Source organism: Kitasatospora acidiphila (genome assembly GCF_006636205.1).
GTDB lineage: Bacteria > Actinomycetota > Actinomycetes > Streptomycetales > Streptomycetaceae > Kitasatospora > Kitasatospora acidiphila.
Map to the genome: position 1 here is coordinate 1235170 of NZ_VIGB01000003.1, position 16518 is coordinate 1251687.

General features: G+C 67.9%; 13 protein-coding genes. 5 read left to right on the forward strand and 8 right to left on the reverse strand.

Going from position 1 to position 16518, the window contains the following annotated elements:
- Positions 1–165: 165 nt before the first annotated feature.
- From E6W39_RS06355 to E6W39_RS06385, 7 genes are read right to left on the reverse strand one after another with little or no spacing between them, the layout of a single operon-like run.
- Positions 166–957 carry an HAD family hydrolase gene (locus E6W39_RS06355; protein WP_181799132.1) on the reverse strand — a complete coding sequence of 264 codons (792 nt, stop codon included), beginning with the start codon at positions 955–957 and terminating at the stop codon, positions 166–168.
- An 11-nt stretch (positions 958–968) separates the two neighbouring features.
- Positions 969–2135 (reverse strand): glycosyltransferase family protein, encoded by a 1167-nt coding sequence (locus tag E6W39_RS06360; RefSeq protein ID WP_141632687.1) that lies wholly within the window; start codon positions 2133–2135, stop codon positions 969–971.
- Positions 2136–2184: 49 nt separating this feature from the next.
- On the reverse strand, positions 2185–3444 hold the full coding sequence (locus E6W39_RS06365) for a nitroreductase/quinone reductase family protein (protein ID WP_141632688.1): 1260 nt from the start codon (positions 3442–3444) through the stop codon (positions 2185–2187).
- Positions 3441–4493, reverse strand: coding sequence for a hypothetical protein (locus tag E6W39_RS06370; RefSeq protein WP_141632689.1), 1053 nt, complete (start codon positions 4491–4493; stop codon positions 3441–3443). Before E6W39_RS06370 ends, E6W39_RS06365 begins: the two co-directional genes overlap by 4 nt.
- A 59-nt stretch (positions 4494–4552) precedes the next feature.
- A complete protein-coding gene (locus E6W39_RS06375) occupies positions 4553–5662 on the reverse strand; it encodes a DegT/DnrJ/EryC1/StrS family aminotransferase (protein WP_141632690.1) in 1110 nt (369 codons plus the stop codon).
- Positions 5663–5710: 48 nt separating this feature from the next.
- Positions 5711–6667: a glycosyltransferase gene (locus E6W39_RS06380; protein ID WP_220140173.1), complete on the reverse strand. Its 957-nt coding sequence runs from the start codon at positions 6665–6667 to the stop codon at positions 5711–5713.
- Entirely contained in the window at positions 6664–7767 is a 1104-nt protein-coding gene (locus E6W39_RS06385; RefSeq protein WP_141632691.1) for a UDP-galactopyranose mutase, read from the reverse strand. Before E6W39_RS06385 ends, E6W39_RS06380 begins: the two co-directional genes overlap by 4 nt.
- 511 nt (positions 7768–8278) lie before the next feature.
- Here E6W39_RS06385 and E6W39_RS06390 point away from each other — a divergent pair.
- On the forward strand, positions 8279–9313 hold the full coding sequence (locus E6W39_RS06390) for an NAD-dependent epimerase/dehydratase family protein (RefSeq protein WP_141632692.1): 1035 nt from the start codon (positions 8279–8281) through the stop codon (positions 9311–9313).
- A gap of 52 nt (positions 9314–9365) precedes the next feature.
- Here the strand turns inward: E6W39_RS06390 and E6W39_RS06395 are convergent, their stop codons facing one another.
- Positions 9366–10700, reverse strand: a complete 1335-nt coding sequence (locus E6W39_RS06395; RefSeq protein WP_141632693.1) for a DNA-binding protein — start codon at positions 10698–10700, stop codon at positions 9366–9368.
- A gap of 489 nt (positions 10701–11189) precedes the next feature.
- Here E6W39_RS06395 and E6W39_RS06400 point away from each other — a divergent pair, with 489 nt between their 5' ends.
- From E6W39_RS06400 to E6W39_RS06415, 4 genes are all read left to right on the forward strand, one after another.
- A complete protein-coding gene (locus E6W39_RS06400) occupies positions 11190–12092 on the forward strand; it encodes an SAM-dependent methyltransferase (protein WP_228717998.1) in 903 nt (300 codons plus the stop codon).
- 403 nt (positions 12093–12495) lie between these two features.
- On the forward strand, positions 12496–13494 hold the full coding sequence (locus E6W39_RS06405) for a hypothetical protein (RefSeq protein WP_141632695.1): 999 nt from the start codon (positions 12496–12498) through the stop codon (positions 13492–13494).
- An 87-nt stretch (positions 13495–13581) separates the two neighbouring features.
- Positions 13582–15087 carry an amino acid permease gene (locus E6W39_RS06410; protein WP_141632696.1) on the forward strand — a complete coding sequence of 502 codons (1506 nt, stop codon included), beginning with the start codon at positions 13582–13584 and terminating at the stop codon, positions 15085–15087.
- The gene (locus tag E6W39_RS06415; protein WP_141632697.1) at positions 15087–16484 is read left to right on the forward strand and encodes a glutamine synthetase family protein; all 1398 of its coding nucleotides are present in this window, start codon (positions 15087–15089) and stop codon (positions 16482–16484) included. Before E6W39_RS06410 ends, E6W39_RS06415 begins: the two co-directional genes overlap by 1 nt.
- The last annotated feature ends 34 nt before the right edge of the window (positions 16485–16518 follow it).

The window sequence follows — 16518 nt, forward strand, 5'->3', positions numbered from 1 at the left end:
GCTCGTCTCGGTGCGGGGCGAACACTTGTCCTGGCCGCCGACTCGAGCCGATATCCCGAAACAGGGTAGCGCGAGTTGACGGATCATCAGAGCCAGGTCAATACAGGACGGTTGGCCCACGCGCGGGCTGTGCGGCGATACTGGCCTGCTCAGGCGCCCAGACAGTCAGCCAGGCGACTCCTCCAGTGCCTGTAACGCCCCGAGTACCTCCCCCGTGGAGTCGACAGCTGTCACCGAGCTGTTCGCCGGTCGTGTCTGCCCCTCCTGGCCGCAGATCCAGATAGCCGGCACATGGCAGGCCAGCGCTCCCAGGACGTCGCGGTCGTAGGTGTCGCCGATCACGATGGCCACATCGGTGTTGCCGCCAGCACGGTGAACAGCCAACGCGACGGCCCGCGGGTCGGGTTTGGCGAACCCCACCTCCGTTGAGATCACCGCGTCCAGGACCAGGTCCTGGAGCCCGGAGACCGCCAGCTTGCGGCGCTGTCCGTCTGCGGGGCCGTTGGACAGGATCACCAGGCGCCGGTCCCGCCCGAGCTGCTCCACGAGCTCGGCCGCGCCGGGCAGCAGTCGAACGTCCTCGTGCCGGTGGCGGATGTACGTGTCACCTACCGCAGCGGTCAACCGCGCGTTGCTGATCCCGAACTCCTGGAGGGCGAGGGACCAGACATGTCGGCGAAGGTCCGGCAGCCAGGACCGCAGCTGGTCGAGCGCGGGCACCGTGCCGGTGAAGTCCTCCGACAGCCCGTCCCAGGCGGACAGCCCGAACGCATCGCTCAGCGGATCGATCCAAGCCTCATCCCACCACGCCTGCTGAGCGGTGGCTCGGGCAGCCTCGGCGAAGCGGCCGGCATCGATGCCAGCGTGCTTGTGGGCGACCTCTCCGGCTGCCGTGAACGCTCGCTCCACGTTCCCGTGTTCATCCGTCAGGGTGCCGTCCAGGTCGAGGATCACCACCTCGCGGCGCCTCACCGGGCCCGCAGCCGATCGAGCCAGGCGCCGAGCTCCGAGGCCATGCCCTCGTAGGAGAAGTCATCACCCGCCGCCGCAGCGGCTGCGCGCATTGCCTTCGAGGCGCCTCCGTCGAGACAGGCGCGCATCGCCGAAGCGACCTCCTCCGGTGCCAGGGACGCGGCGGTCATGCCGAGGCCCCGGGCTGCGACAAGGTCACCGAGGGCCCCGCGCCGTGTGGTGACGATCGGGAGCTGATAGAGCAGCGTCTCCCGAAGCCGCATGGGTGGGCACAGGTCCCACAGGACGTGCGGCTCATACAGGCACACCGCCGCTCGTGCCGACTCCAGTACGGAGATGCGTTCCAGCATGCTCAGCCCGCCGTCGCAGAACCGGACGCGGGTCGCCAAGCGGGGATCCGCCCTCACCGCCTCCTGGACCGCCCGATAGGCCGCGGTGGCTGTGCCGCGCAGCGGGTACAGGAACCACAAGCTTGCGTCGTAGTCACCATCCAGGAGTGCGCCCAGCCCGCGGACCGCGGCGACGGGCGAGTAGTGGTTCCATAGCCCCCCGTTCCAAACGAAGTCCGGCGCCGGCGCAGAGGTGCCGCCAGCCAGCCGCAGCTGGCTGCGTTCGTTGACCGCGCTGAGCCCGACGGGCACGGTCGCGATGATGTCCTCCAGCGACAGGTCGAGTCCGTCAGTCAGGAGCCGTTCGAAGCTGCAGGTCGTCAGCATGCCGGTGAGCACCTGCTTCTCCATTTGTGAGGCGACGAGATAGCCGTCTGCCAGCCGGAGCTGCCTCAGGTAGTCGTCCAGCACCTCCTGATAGGCCGCCGAGCTGTCAGAAGCATCGCGGATCCACTGGTAACCGGTGTACTCCATAGGCCAGATGATCGCGTCGAACACGCAGATCGCGCCGGCCTTCTTGAAGCGCGCTATGGACTGCGGGTCTGTGGCGAACCCGTAGAGGAGAACGTCCTGGTCGTGCCGGACACTCGGCAGCTCGGACGTCCTGCGCCAGGCCACCTTGCTCCAGGTCTCACGAACGTCCGGGTGCGGGACGTCGGGAGTCAACACGAGCACCTCCTCGTAAGCGGAGAGCGCTGCGGCCAGCTCCCACGCTCTGATGCCGACACCGTTCAGTCCCGGGGCCATGTCGACACCGAAGTCGATGAACAGCACGATCAGCTCCCTTCTGCACGGATCAACGACGGCGGACGCCGGCGATGGGTCAGCGTGCGTCTTCGGTCAGCCGGATGACGGGTATCAGCCGACTGGTATCGCGCTGGTACTGCGCGAACTCGGGCTTTAGCGCGACCTGGCGGGCGAACGCCTGTTCGCGTTCTTCGCCTTCGAGTTCTTCGGCGACCGCTTTGAACGTGCGGTCTCCGAGCTCGACGGTCACCTGCGGCTTGGCGACCAGATTCTGGTACCAGTCGGGGCTTCTGGAGCTGCCTCCGTTCGACGCGAACACCAGCAGGCCCTGGCCGTCGCGCAGGTAGCCGAGAGGTGTCGTGCGGTGCAGCCCGGTCCTGACCCCCACCGTCGTCAGCAACAACAGCTCCCAGCCCTCACGGCGACCGCCGAGCCGACCGCCGTTGGCGCGGTACTCCTTGATCACCTGGTTGCGCTCTTCATGGCTGGCCGCGAGCTGGCTGACAAGGCCTTCGGCCAGGACGGCAGGAAGGTGGCGGCCTGTGGAAGTGGCGGCGGGTAAATGCAGACCGAGCCTGTCGGCGAAGCCCAGGGCCAACGCGAGCTCTCGACTGGTGCGCTGAACGAACGGAGTCGTGCCGAGACCGTCGCTCAGGGCGCGCTCGTCCGCCTCACCCCAGTGCTCCAGGACCCAGCTGCTACCGGTGCTCGATCGCACCCCAGACAGAAGAGCTTCCCGGGCGACGCCGCCGCTCTCGCACAGGTGGGCCACCTCCAGCATGGCCAACCTGTTGGCGTGAAGCAGCAGGTTGTTGCCGAGCTTCAGCGCCATGCCGGCGCCCACCGGGCCGGCATGCACCACATTGTTGCTGTAGAGGTCGAAGGCCCACCTCGCGGACTCGATGGCATCCGCCGTTCCTCCGGCGAAGAGAGTCAGCACCCCGTCCCTCATCGATCCCCGCCCGCGGCTCATGCCGGCGTCGACCACGACGAGTCCATGCGCCTTCAGACGGTCGGCGAGGGCAGTGCACGTGGCCGGATCCACCGTCGAATGGACGACCACGGTCGTGCCCTTGCAGGCGGAGTCCAGGATCCCGCCCTGGCCCACGACCACGTCTCGGACCTCGGCGTCGGTGTGGACGATGACGAGGACCACGTCGCAGGCCACAGCAACGTCCGCAGGCCGCCCGGCCCGGGTGAAGAGCGGGGAGTCGAAGTCCTCTGCTGTTGGTGAACTGTCGTGGCCCACGACCGGCTGGCCGAGCGACAGAATGCGCGCGGCGATCACTCGGCCCATCTCGCCCAGGCCGATCACACCGATAGGTCGGTTCGTCATGAGGGGGTTGTCCCTTCGAAGCTCTCGAGCCGGTCGTCGAAAGGCGCGGAGTTGGCGGAGCTGGCGTACGACCTGTCCGCGTCCCTCAGCAGGGCACGAGCGCGCTCGAGCAGCGCCGCCACCAGGTCCTGGCCGTCGGGGCCACCGCGTGCATCGGACGGCGGGGGCCAGACCCGTTCCCAGAAACACCGCACTGCGGCGGGCATGCGGCGGACCTTCTCCGCCTGAGCCTCGGGGGCTTCCCCGCAGAAGATCACGGATCGCTCGGACGCTCGGGCCATCCGGCTCGTGCCGCTGACCGAGGGAGAGGGGAGATGAGCGAGATGATCGAGCCTCGCGCTGGGGGCCAGCGCCGGAAGGAGACGCCGGGCGGCATCGATGGCCCGAACCTGGTGGAAGTTCTCCGCCACGACGACGTGCTGGACATCCGCGTAGCCGGTGAGCGCCGCAACCACCGAGGGCAGGTAAGAGACGATGCTGCGGCGGTACTGCCGGAGCCTGGCGGTCCCAGGCCGCTGAGCGCGTGCGGGAACGATCGTGTAGAGCTCCTCCATCTCGCGCTGGTCGAGCAGGACCGACACCTGGTCAGCCGCCGTTTCCAGATGAGTGGAGACCTCTGGGGCGTCTGTCCTGATGAGGATCGGCCGCTGGCCGTCGGGGATGGCGTCGGCCAAGGCGTTGACGAAGACCTCGAGGCGGTCGCCGAAGCTCTGCCATGCAGGCAAGCCGATGGAGGGGCCGCTGACGATGGCTTCCTCCGCGATGGGCAGGTACAGCACACACGGAGTGCCGGCGCATGCGGCGAGCAGCAGGGGGTGCACGGTGTCCGCCACGAACTCGAGCCGAAGCCGGTCGAGCCGTGCGGCGCAGCCACTCAGGCAGGCGCCACCGATCACCAACGACCCACCGGACTGCGGGCCCTGGAACTCCTGGTTCGTGGCGAACGCCATGCCGGCGGCCACCGGCCGGTAGTCCGCCAGGGCGCTAACCGTCGAAGCCGACTCCATCCCGCGGTGCTCCAGAAGCCATTCCGGCGACCGGTCGTACATCCCTTGAAGCAGACTGCCCGTCAGTCCTGCGATTGCCGCTGCTTTGTTCGTCGGTGATGTCAATGGCCCGTCCTCACGTGCGCCAGTACGGCTTCGCCGATGAAGTCGATCTCGGTGTCCATCAGTTCCGGGTAGACCGGCAGCGACAGCACCTCGTCAACCAGACGGGAGGCGTGGTCGAAGCTCTCTGCCCGTAGGCCCCTACCGGCGAACGCTGGCTGGGTGTGCAACAGGTGCGGGTAGCAGACGAGTGTGCTGACCGAGCTGTCCTTCAGGTACTTGCGCAGGCCATCGCGGTCAGGTATCCGGATCGTGTACTTGTGGAACACGTGCGCCCCAGGCTCAACCATCGACGGCGTGATGATCTGCGGCGCCTGGGACAAGATGCTGGTGTACCGGTCGGCCACTTCGCGCCGCCGCCCAATCCATCCGTCGAGGTAGGGAAGCTTCACGGACAGCAGCGCGGCCTCAAACGGGTTGAGCTTGCTGTTGATGCCGAGCGCCGTGTGATGGAACGTCCCCTCGTTGCCGTAGCTTCGAAGAGACCGAAGCCGGTTGGCCAGGCCAGCGTCGTTGGTGAGGATCGCGCCACCGTTGGAGAAGCTGGACAGGTGCTTCGACCAGTTGAAGCTGACGGCTGCTGCAACGCCGAAGGAGCCGACGAGTTGGCCGTTGCTGGTCGCTCCGAGCGCCTGGGCAACGTCCTCGACGATCGCCAGCGAGTGCTCGCTGGCCAGTTTCTGGAGTGCCGGCATGGCCACTGCTTCCCCGAACAAGTGGACCGGCACGATGGCGGCTGTACGCGGGGAGATGGCCGCGCGGACCGCGTCCAGGTCCATGGTCATCCGCCCAGGCGCCGTGTCCACGAACACCGGGATCAGGTCGGCCATGATGATGCTCGCGGCCGTGGCGTAGAACCCGAAGTCGCATGTGATGACTTCCGAGCCGGGCGGCAGGTTGAGCGCCCTCAGGGCCAAGACCAGGGCGTCGCTGCCCGACGCGACCGACACCACGGATTCGACCTGGCAGTAGTCGGCCAGCTTCTGCTCGAACTTCTCCAGCTGGTGCGCGAACGCCGAATCGTCCTTCAGGTCGACACCGTGCAGTGCCTGCGCCAGCGCCTCCGAGAGGTCGGCGTGCTGCCTGCTGTTCGAGTGGAACGGAATCAACTCGTCGCTCCCTTGAGTGCAGTTGTGCGGGAAGGTTGGGGAAGGCGGTTACTCGGGAAGCCGTTCGCCGTGCTCGACAGCTGCCACCACCTGGCGCCGTAGCTCCTGGCAATGGGCAAGGTCCCGGGCGAGCTCGTGATCGGTGCGGACGCACTCCTCGGCGACGTGCAGGAACTGCTGCCAGGGGCGCTCGATGTCACTGCCGTACTCCCGCACGAGCGCTCGCCACGACTTCTCGTAGGCGGTGACCGACACCACCCACTCGTTGAGCGTCCTGCGCGGGGTGTGGCGGCACAGGAGCCGGCTGGTCGCGCGGATCTCCCGGCCGGCGGCGAGCGAGGTGGCCGACAGCGTCGGCCCGATCAGGGTTCCCATGGCCAGTGCTTGGTCCACTGCCTGTTCGAACACCTGCCGCCGGGCGAGAGTGCCACCCGCCCCACCCTGGATGTACGGCTTCTCGACGACGCCGACCACTCGCGCGACTGCTTCGATGAAGCGCTGGGAACTCGGCGTCTCCCACACCTCGCAGTGCTCATGGATGACCAGGCCGCTGACGGCATCCAGCATCGGGTTGAGGGAGAGTGCCTTCGCGAGAACGCTCCAGTGCCCGAGGTCACACAGCAGCGCGTCAGCGTCCAGGAACCCGACAAGATCAGCGTGACAGCCGAGCCGGCTGGCGATTCCGAGCCCCGCCCGAACCGCTCGCACGTACCCCACGTCAGCGGGTATGACGGCCACCGCGAGGTCGGGGGTCAAGCTCGTCAGCTCTCGGACCAGAAGTCCAGGCTCCACAGCCGGCTCCCGGGACCCATTGAGGATCACGATGTGCAGGGTCGACGGGTGTGCCCCGTCGCCCCGGCTGGAACGAAGGCTGGACTCCACGGCAGCGCGGGGGTCATGCCCTGGCCCCACGGGCACGACGATCGGCAGAGTCTGCCCGTAGGCCCGTGAGTTCGGCTCGTACACCATGGCAACGGGGCTCTCCGTAGCCTGGCTGCTCGTCACGATGCCTCCAGAATCCGTCGGGCTGCGTCGAGCCCCTGACGGATGGCTTGGTCCATGTTGATGTAGCGGTACGTCGCGAGCCGGCCTGCGGGGATCAGGAGGTTGCGGGCGTCCTGTACGAGTAGGTGTTCGTAACTGCGCTGCAGCGCGCGATTGGCGCCAGCACTGTCCGGAACGGGATAGTGCTTCGAAGGAGCGCCCGGGTACTCGCGCATCACGATCGTTCCCGGGAGGGAGTGCAGCCTCTCCAGCGCCCACTTCGTCTCGATACTGCGAGTCCACGGCACCGTGGCGTCCGGGTCGTTGACGACCATGGCCGGCTGCACGAGCTTGGCGTGCGGGACCAGCTCGCTCTTCAAGCGCACACCGCGCCATTCGAGTGGGCCTAACCCGCAGCCGAAGAAGTCGTCCAAGGCTGAGGTCACGATGACCGGCTCTCCTGGAGCGCAGAGCTCTACGAGGTCTGTGTGCGTCACGGCCTGCCCGAGATGCAGCTCCGCCCGCTCAAGCAGGCCCTCCACCAACTCGGTGTATCCGCGATCCGGCCACCCCTGGTAGGGATCACGGAAGACGTCGTGATGCCCGTCACCCCGCAGCTCAATCCGACCGTAAGCAGCTGATGCTGACAGGGTGTCGGGATCGCGGCCCCACTGCTTGCGGGTGTACTCGCGAATCGCCAGACCGTACAGCGTCTCGCCCATGAGGGAGACGCAGTGCGTCTCGAAGTTCGTGCTGTCCGGGACCGGTGGACGGGCACTCAACTGGAACTCGATCTCCGGCCACTCTTCAAGCTGCGACAGTTCGGCGTGCTGGAGCGGCCAGCTGAGATGGTGGGAACGGATGCGCATGGCGACGCGGTGCCGGTAGGGGACGAAGGCCGCCAGCTTCGTGACCAGGTTCCAGACGTCTTCATCGGCGGTGTGGAAGATGTGAGCACCGTGCGGCTCATAAGGAATGCCGCGCAGCCACTCGTTTCGCACGTGCCCGCCAACGACGTCTGCCTGTTCGTGAACTCGCACCTTGAAGCCATGCTGGGTCAGTTCCCATGCCGCAGCCGATCCGGCGAGGCCGGCGCCAATGATCAGGCAAGTTTTGCGCATTGCTCACCCCCACCTCTATATGGACACTGCTCATCGGGCGAGCACGCGAGACCGCGGTGGCGGCTCACGGGTTGGTGTGTCCAGTGCGATCGCGGGCCTGGCAGGTCGGTGCACTGGTGAGCGCGCGTCCTGCCGTTTCGCTCCGCGTGGTCTTGGATGCTGGCAGGTAGGAGCGGGACGGCACGACCCCACACTGGGACGCTACGGAGACGTCTGGGGACGCTCTGTAGTCACTCGCGTGAGTATCAAGCCCCTGGGTGTGTGCCCCGAGCTCTGCCCTGCGGTGCTCCACGGTCCCCGTTGCGGGGTACTCAGCGCCATATCACGGAGGACTCACCCTTGGGGTGAACGGATCAGCGGGTGATCGAGGGCTGTCATCTGCCGCTCAGGCCTTGCGTCCAGCCGGGCACTGCCGTATCGACGCGCCGCAGTGAAGATCAGATTCCTTTGGCAACCGCCGAGCGTGGCTACGGGGGTGGCACCAAGGCCCTGGATTCGGCAGGATCTCGGCATGAGGATTCTGGTGATTGGTGGGACATGGTTCCTAGGTCGGGCGGTAGTTGAAGACGCACTCCGTCAGGGTTGGGCAGTCACTACGTTCAATCGTGGCCGATCGGGCTCGGATGTGCCTGGCGTGGAGCCGATTCATGGTGATCGAACCGATGGAGACGATCTGGCGCGTCTGGCAAGCCATGGGCCGTGGGACGCGGTCATCGACACCTCGGCCGGCGAACTGCCACCACGGGCAGTTCTGGCGGGCGCACGAGCCTTGGAACCCGTGACTTGCCAGTACGTCTACATCTCCACAGCCTCGGTCTACGCGGGATGGCCCGACGAGCCGCTTCGCGTCGGTGATGCGGTGCTTGACGGCCCACCGGACGCGGACGAGGACTACGGGCGCAACCCGGCCGGTTGGCTAGGACCCAACCTTCACTACGGGCGGCAAAAGGCCGGCGCCGAGCGCGCAGTGGTCACCGTCTTCGGCCCGGAGCGGTCCTGGATTCTGCGTCCCGGTGTGATTCTTGGACCGGGGGAGTACGTCGGCCGGCTGCCTTGGTGGTTGCGTCGGGCCGTACGCGGTGGACGGATCCTGGCACCCGGAGATCCGCGAAAGGCCATCCAACCAGTCGACGTTCGTGACGTAGCACGGTTCGCGCTTGGCGTCGCCCAGCGAACCGGCGGTGGGGTGCACAACGTCACGGCACCGATCGGCCGCGAGACGATGTCAGACCTTCTGCAACTCTGCCTCGACACCACAGGAAGTGATGGGCAGCTTGAGTGGGTCCCCGATGCTGTGCTGCTGGAGAGCGGCGTGACCCAATGGACCGAACTCCCGCTGTGGCGCACGCACGAAGGGGTCTGGCTCATCGACGCATCGACGGCCTATGAGGTCGGGCTGACATGTCGACCGCTGGCGCAGACCGTCGCCGACACTTGGGCGTGGCTGCAGTCCGGAGGTCTTCCGGTTCCGCACCCAAGGGCCGCAGCGCACGGCATTGCCCCTGAGAAGGAGGCGGCGATTCTCGCAACGGCAGCCCGGAAATGAGTTGGTGCGCGCGTCGAGCTTGGCTGGACGCGCGCACCGGCCCGATTGGGCGTCAGTTCCCGAGCGCGAGACGAGTTGCACCAGTGCCGAGTTGCCTCGGTGCTGATGCCCTGACGTACTCCTCGAGGTCCTCGCCAAGCGAGATCGCCACCGCCGACGTGCGGATGGGGTCTTCCGTAAGCAAGCCGCGAACACGGCGGATCCGCTCCACCAGGCCCGCGATCCGCCGGTCAGGTGGTAGCGCCGCAATGGGCTTCAGCATCTCGACCGCGCCGTCCAGATCGCCCGTGAGGAGCAGGGCCGCGGCGCAGTCCGCGCGGGCCTCGGCTTCGATCCGGGGTGTCCGCTTGGACGCTGGTAGCGCGGACTGCAGAGTCAGGACCCTGGTGGTGTGTTCCTGAGCTCCAGCGCCGTCGCTCAGCAGAAGGAACGTCGTGCCGTACGAACGGGCCAGGCGAGCAGCATCGTGATGGAACTCGCCGCCGATGCCGTCATGGAGGTCGTCGACGCCCTCCCAGTCATCGTTCAGGAAGGCCTGGACAGCTCGTTGCGCCCGAGCGGCGTCGCCGAGGTGGCCATAGGCACGAGCCTCGATTGAGCCGAGCCGCGCACGGGCAGCAGCTCCGATGCCCGGGTGCAGCTTGGCCTGCCGGACAAGTTGGACAGCCTCCGCGGGACGACCGTCCCAGTAGGCAAGAACAGCCAGCGTTCCACCGGCAAAGGCTTGCAGCGGGCCGAACCGTGCTGCTTCTCCGTAGATTGCTGCCGAGCGGGCCAGCCTGGTTGCGGAACCCAGTGACCCGAGATCGAACGCTGACATGGCGAGCAGCGCAGCAGCCTGGCCGGCGATGATTAGTAGGTCCTGCCGTTGCGCCGGAATCTGGGTGCGGTCCAGCAGATCCGCCACGTTCGCGCGCAGCATCTTGCCTTCGCGGAAGACGTCGAATGGTGGCCTTCGATCATAGGTACGGGCGAGATGAACGAGGTCGTCACGGAGCTGCTCTAGCGACATTCCGGGAAGGGACTGGGAGGCCAGGGCGAACGCGTGGTCGGATGCGTCACGTGCGGTCATCGCGATGTCGCTTTCGAGGTTGTACTGGGGCTGCTCGTTGGAGGCGAGGCTGGGCGCCGGTGCTAACAGCGAGGCCGCTGTCCTATGGAACATGTGCTCCAGCACCTGGGCAGACCTGCCGGCTGTCCGGCCCACCCGACCTGCCGTCCAACGTCGGAACGTCGGTTCGGAGACGGTCAGGTTGTTGAAGTGCCGGTCGCCGAGGCGCTTCGCCAAATCGGTGGCGGCTGCGGCAAACGCTCGCTCGAAGTCCTTGTAGCTCCAGTGGCGTTGCTCGGCAACCAGAACCCAGAGCAGGGTCTTCGTGTTCGTCACGCGGTAACCCCTTCCGGTCGTCCTCGGCACTCGAGGCAGCCCTGTGCAAAGTCGTACGAGCCGATATCCACTGATACAGCCTCAGGTCGCTATGCGCAGCGGTTATCGCTCAGATGACACGTCGGTGATACCCAATGGCTTCGATCGCGCTCAGTTGATCGCGGGGCGAGGTGGTGGCGATACGGCACCTTGACGGACAGTGAGTCCCCGGTCAGGTTCGAGTGTTGCGTCCCAGGACGTCCTTGCACCGTCCGGCTATGCGGTACCACCGTCCGTGCTTCAACGGCCACTATCAGCCAAACGAGCAGGCGAGCTGAACCTCCCCGTCGAGCACACGATCGCACTGTCCACCGTGTGACCTACGGCGCGTCGGCACGCGCACCGCCACCCGTTGACCGCCTGCTCGCCGTGACATCCCCTGCGCGGCGAGCAGGCACCAGCAGCTCCACCCGTTTCGTCCGGACCATGCAGATGAGCGCCGAGGAACCCATGACCGTGCTGAAGACAGAGCGAGCGGTAGTCGCTGAGGCGACGGTCTCGGTGGCTTCCACCGAACCTGACGGGCGGTCCGATCCACTGAGGGGTTGGCAGTCGATCGGCCGAGCCGGGGGGAACGGCAAGCCGTCGCGGGCGCGTCTGGACGACCTGCTCCTTGGCGGGAAGGACCATCAGGTGATCGACCGGACGGTGGCGGCTGAGCTGAAGAAGGTTGCCCCTGCGATTCGGCGATCGGTTCGGGCCCGGCGGGATTTCATCGAGCGTGCTGTGCAGTTCCTGGCCAGGGCGCACCAGGTGCGTGATGTGCTGGTGCTCGGTGCCGGCTTGCCTACAGGTCCTGCCTTGCACGGTCTGGCCCAGGCGTTCCAGCCCAGTGTCCGAGCCGTGTACGTGGACGACGACCCGATGGTGCTGACCCACCTGCGGGCCCGGCTCAGCTGTCCTCCGCCCGGGCGGATTGCGGTGGTACCTGGTCACCTGGGACAGCCGAAGGAGTTGTTGGCTGCTTCGCCGGTGCAGGCGTTGCTGGAGCCGGGGCGGCCGGTGGCTCTGGTCGTGGAGTCGGCGCTCGAATTCATGCCTGACGAGCAGGACCCGCACGGCTGCCTGGCGGCCGTGCTCGAGGTACTGCCTGCCGGCTCCTGGGTGGTGCTGGCGCACGCGACTGCGGACTTCACCCCGAAGGCGTGGGAGAAGGTCGCAGCGGTCTTCGCCCGGCACCGGTTGCCGATCCATCCACGGTCGGTGGAGGAGGTGGCCGGGTTCTTGGAGGGGCTGATGCTGTCGGCGCCGGGGCTGACCACCGTGAACCGGTGGCCTCGCCTGGTGGATCAGCTCACTCCGGCTGAGGTGTCCCGGTACGGGGCCGTGGGTCGAACTCTGGGGGCTCGGTGATGGCTTCGGTGACACCGGCGGTGGCCGGGACGATCGTCTGCTCTCTGGTCGCGCTGCTGGTGGCAGTCGTGTCCCAGCGCTCCGCCGCGACGGCCCGGCGTCGGGCCGCCGCGGCGGAACGGCAGCTGGCCATAGTCAGGAAGCAGGACAGCGACCTCCTAGCCGAGGTGGCGGTGCAGTTGGCGGTGCTGTCCGATGAGCCGAACTCCCTGGCCTACGTGGTCGGGGAGGTCGTGTCGAGTATGCGGGCAGAGCGCCGGCAAGTGGACGAGGCGATCAGCCGGCTGGTGACGCTGGTGTGCTCCGCGACTCGAGGGCCGGCTTCGGCGTGGTGCCCTCGCTGCACCGGGGCGCGAACGGACGGCAGGTCGGTTGGCGGTCGGCGCGGTGAAGGGGGGCGGCGATGAGCGGCAGCTCACCGTCGGACCGGGTGGTCTTTCACCCGGCTGGCCTGGACGACGCGTTGAGGGCGGTGGTGGAGGAGGTAGGGGCGGGCCGGTGGATGGCGATGCGTGACCTGCTGGCTGCCTCGCGCTCCTTGCCCGGAGTACGGACCGCCCGCTCCCAGGTGCTCGGGGCTGTGGCCGCCGGGTCGACGGTGGTGGAGGAGTGGCGCCGTGAGGAGCCCAACAGTGCGGATGCGGCGGCCATGAGCGCTCGAGTGGCGGTCGAGCGGGCGCTGCGAGCCGGCCGGGAGCACCCTGGTTGGGCGGGGGTGCTGGCGGGCCGGGCCCGTGAGGCCTGCTGGTCGGCAGTGAACACTGCACCGGCCGACCCGGTCCCATGGGTGTGCCTGCTCGCACTTGCCCAGCTGGACACGACCGAAGCGGTGCCCGACCACCGGGTGGCGGCGCCGTGGGGCGGGAGTTTCCTGCCGACCGGTCCGTGGGGTCTCCTGCACGAGGCGATGCTGCGGGACCCGGTGGGACGCGAGGCCCATGTGAGGATGCTGCAGTTCTGGCTGTCGCGGCCCACCGGCCAGTTCTCGGCGGTGTGGAACTTCGTCTTCTTCATGGAGGGCCTGGCACCGGCCGGGTCGCCACGCCTGGTGCTGCCACTGCTGGCGCACGCGGAGACCTACTGGGCGCTGCGCAAGAGCGGCCGGGCGCGAGACGCGGACCACCGGCAATGGCAGGTCTCGGAGTCGGTGGGCCGGCGCACGGAGCGGGCCTGGAGCGAGTGGTTCCGGCAGCCGTTTCAGGAGCCGCCCACCGCGGTGGACCTGAACCTGTTGGCCCACGCGCTGTGGGCCGGGCGTCGCCGCGCCGATGCGGCGCAGGTGTTCGAGGTGATCGGGCCGCACGCCAGCCGCATCCCGTGGGCCTACGTGGCTGACCGACCCGGCGGCCCGGAGCAGGCATTCCTCGAAGCGCGCGATCAGTGCCTGTACCTGAGGCACTGAAGAACCACCGTGCTCACGGCCGACTGCCCAAGCTTCGGCTTGATGTTTTCAACTTTCCTATTTCATTGCTGATTTGGAGGTTGCACAATGGCGCGCTCGCACCGAGCGGTGTCCGGATCCGCGGATGAAGCGTTACTGCGCCAGCTGGGCTATCAGCCCCAACTGGTCCGCAGAATGAGCAGTTTCGGGAACTTCGCGATCTCGTTCTCGGTCATCTCGATTCTGTCCGGATGCATGACCCTGTACGGGTACGGCTTGGGGGCGGGTGGCCCGGCGGTGATGCTGTGGGGCTGGGTCGGTGTCGGGGCGCTGGTGCTGCTGGTCGGCTCCGCCCTGGCAGAAGTCACCTCGGCCTACCCGACGTCCGGGGCGCTGTACTTCATGGCGGACCGCTTGGGCGGGAGGGCCTGGGGCTGGTACACAGGCTGGCTCAACCTGCTCGGCCTGTTGGGCGGGATCGCTGGCATCGACTACGGGGCCGCGTCGTTCATCGGGGCGCTGGCGCACCTGCAGTTCGGGTTCAACCCGACGCCCAGTTCGCTGATGGGGATCTACACGGGGATCCTGCTGCTGCACGCGGTCCTGAACTTGGCCGGGGTGCGGCTGGTCAGCATGCTGAACAGCGTCTCCGTGTGGTGGCACATCGCAGGTGTGGTGCTGATCGTCGGCGTCCTGCTGCTGGTGCCCAGCCATCATCAGTCCGCTGCCTGGGTGTTCGGCCACTACAACAACGCGACCGGGTGGCACAGCCCGGTGTACGTCGCAGCGATCGGCTTGCTCCTCGCCCAGTACACGTTCAGTGGGTACGACGCCTCCGCGCACCTGTCGGAGGAGACGGTCTCGGCGGCGGTGTCGGCCCCGCGGGGGATCGTCCGGTCAATCTGGGTCTCCTGGGCAGCGGGTTTGGTGCTGTTGTTCGGCCTGACCTTCGCGATCAAGGACTACGCCGCCACCGTCGGCACAGCCACCGGCGTGCCGCCGGCGCAGATCTTCCTCGATGCCCTGGGCACGCGCGGGGCCGAGGGCCTGTTGATCGTGGTCATCGTGGCTCAGCTATTCTGCGGGAACGCCGAGACCGCCGCGGCAAGCCGGATGGTGTTCGCGTTCTCCCGGGACGGTGCGCTGCCGGGCAGCACCTGGTGGCGACGCACCTCGACCCGCACTGGCACGCCCGTGGCGGCAGTATGGCTTTCCGTTTCGGTGGCCTGGCTGCTGGCGCTGCCCTCCCTGTGGTCGATGACCGCCTACGGTGCCGTCACCGCCATCAATGTCATCGGCATGACCCCGGCGTACGCCATCCCCATCTACTTGCGCCTGCGCGCCAAGTCCCGCTTCGTTCCGGGACCGTGGCACCTTGGCCGGTGGAGCCGTCCGATCGGGATTGCCGCGGTGGTGTGGGTGGTGATCGTCACCGTGCTGGTGTGCCTGCCGCAGAGCAGCCCGATCACCGCCAACTCGTTCAACTACGCACCCGTCGCCCTGGCCGTCGTGCTACTGCTGGCCACCGTGTGGCGGTGGATCGCCGGCCGCTCATACACCCCGCCCAACGCCCCGAGCGCCCGCATGACCGAACTGGCCGGCGAGGTCGTCTGATGCCCACCACACCGACCACCACCCAACAGCTCTCGGGTCGGTTGACGCGAGACCAGCTGCGCCAGGCCGCGCTGACCGGCGAGCTCCGCAGCGTCCTGCTTGCCGTGGTCGACACGCAGGGCCGGTTGAAGGGGAAGGCATACGATGCCGAGTACTTCGTGCGGCACTTCGTCGACGGCCAATCCGAGGCGGAGATGTGCGGCTACGTGCTGGCCACCGACATCGAGATGACCCCCTTGGACGGGCTGGACCTGGCCGGCTGGGAGTCGGGCTTCGGAGACGTTCGGGTGGCTCCCCATCTCGCGTCGGCACGGACGGTGCCGTGGCTGCCCCACACCGCTCTGGTGTTTGCCGACGCCGTCACCCCGGATGGGAACACCGCGCTGCCGGTAGCCCCGTCGACGATGCTTGCTCGCCAGCTCGATCTGCTTGCCGACGCCGGGTTGAGCGTGAAGGTCGGCTTGGAGACCGAGTTCCTCGTCTACCAGGGCACGCTCGCCCAGGCCACCGCTATAGGGTTTCGCGGCCTGACCCCGGTTACCTGCGACAACCGCGACTACTCCCTCGACCAGCCAGCCCACCTGGTGCGCTACACCCAGCGCCTGGCCACCCTGCTGCGCCGGGCCGGCTCGCCCATCGAGGCGGTCAAGACGGAGGGCGCCCCGGGGCAGGTGGAGATCACGCTTCCGTACGGGGATCCGGTGGAGGCTGTTCGCGGGCAGGTGCTGCTCAAGGCGGCAGCCCGAGCGGCTGCCGACCGGATGCGCCTGGTGCCGACCTTCATGGCGGCTCCGACGACCGGGGTCGGCTCGGGCCTGCACCTGCACCTGTCGCTATGGGACGACGGCGCCTCCCGGATGGCCACCGGCGACCAGCCTGAGGAGCTGTCCGAGGTGGGACGGGGCGCTGTGGCCGGCCTGCTGGCGGCTCTGCCGGTGCTGGCCCCGCTGTGGGCTCCGAACGTCAACTCCTACAAGCGGTTCCGGCCGCGCAGCTTCGCGCCGACGCGCTACTGCTGGGGCCGGGACAACCGGTCCTGCGCGGTGCGTGTCGTTGGCCACGGCCCCAGCCTGCACTTGGAAGTTCGCCTGCCCGGCGCGGACAGCAACGCCTACCTGGCGCTTGCCGCCGCGGTGGCCGCGATGCGCCACGGCATCGCGGCCGGCCTCAAACCCCCGGCGCCCGTCACCGGCAACGGCTACCGCACCACCGCCGGGCCGCAGCTGCCCGGCAACCTGGGCAAGGCCGTGGAGTTGTTCGCCTCGAGCACGCTGGCCAGCACGCTGCTGGGCGAAGACGTCGTTCATCACTACGACACCCTGGCCCGCGCCGAACTGGCCGCCCACGAGACGCGAGTGACCGACCTCGAGCTCGTGCGCGGCTTCGCCCAGACCTGACCCTGTCCCCTTGTGCCGGGGCCCCGAGGCGTGG

Bases quoted from the DNA above. Each gene is read 5' to 3' on its own strand.
- E6W39_RS06405 (WP_141632695.1), top strand. From the start codon at position 12,496: ATGAGCGGCAGCTCACCGTCGGACCGGGTGGTCTTTCACCCGGCTGGC.
- E6W39_RS06410 (WP_141632696.1), top strand. From the start codon at position 13,582: ATGGCGCGCTCGCACCGAGCGGTGTCCGGATCCGCGGATGAAGCGTTA.
- E6W39_RS06400 (WP_228717998.1), top strand. From the start codon at position 11,190: ATGACCGTGCTGAAGACAGAGCGAGCGGTAGTCGCTGAGGCGACGGTC.
- E6W39_RS06365 (WP_141632688.1), bottom strand. From the start codon at position 3,444: ATGACGAACCGACCTATCGGTGTGATCGGCCTGGGCGAGATGGGCCGA.
- E6W39_RS06415 (WP_141632697.1), top strand. From the start codon at position 15,087: ATGCCCACCACACCGACCACCACCCAACAGCTCTCGGGTCGGTTGACG.
- E6W39_RS06390 (WP_141632692.1), top strand. From the start codon at position 8,279: ATGAGGATTCTGGTGATTGGTGGGACATGGTTCCTAGGTCGGGCGGTA.
- E6W39_RS06385 (WP_141632691.1), bottom strand. From the start codon at position 7,767: ATGCGCAAAACTTGCCTGATCATTGGCGCCGGCCTCGCCGGATCGGCT.
- E6W39_RS06370 (WP_141632689.1), bottom strand. From the start codon at position 4,493: ATGTACGACCGGTCGCCGGAATGGCTTCTGGAGCACCGCGGGATGGAG.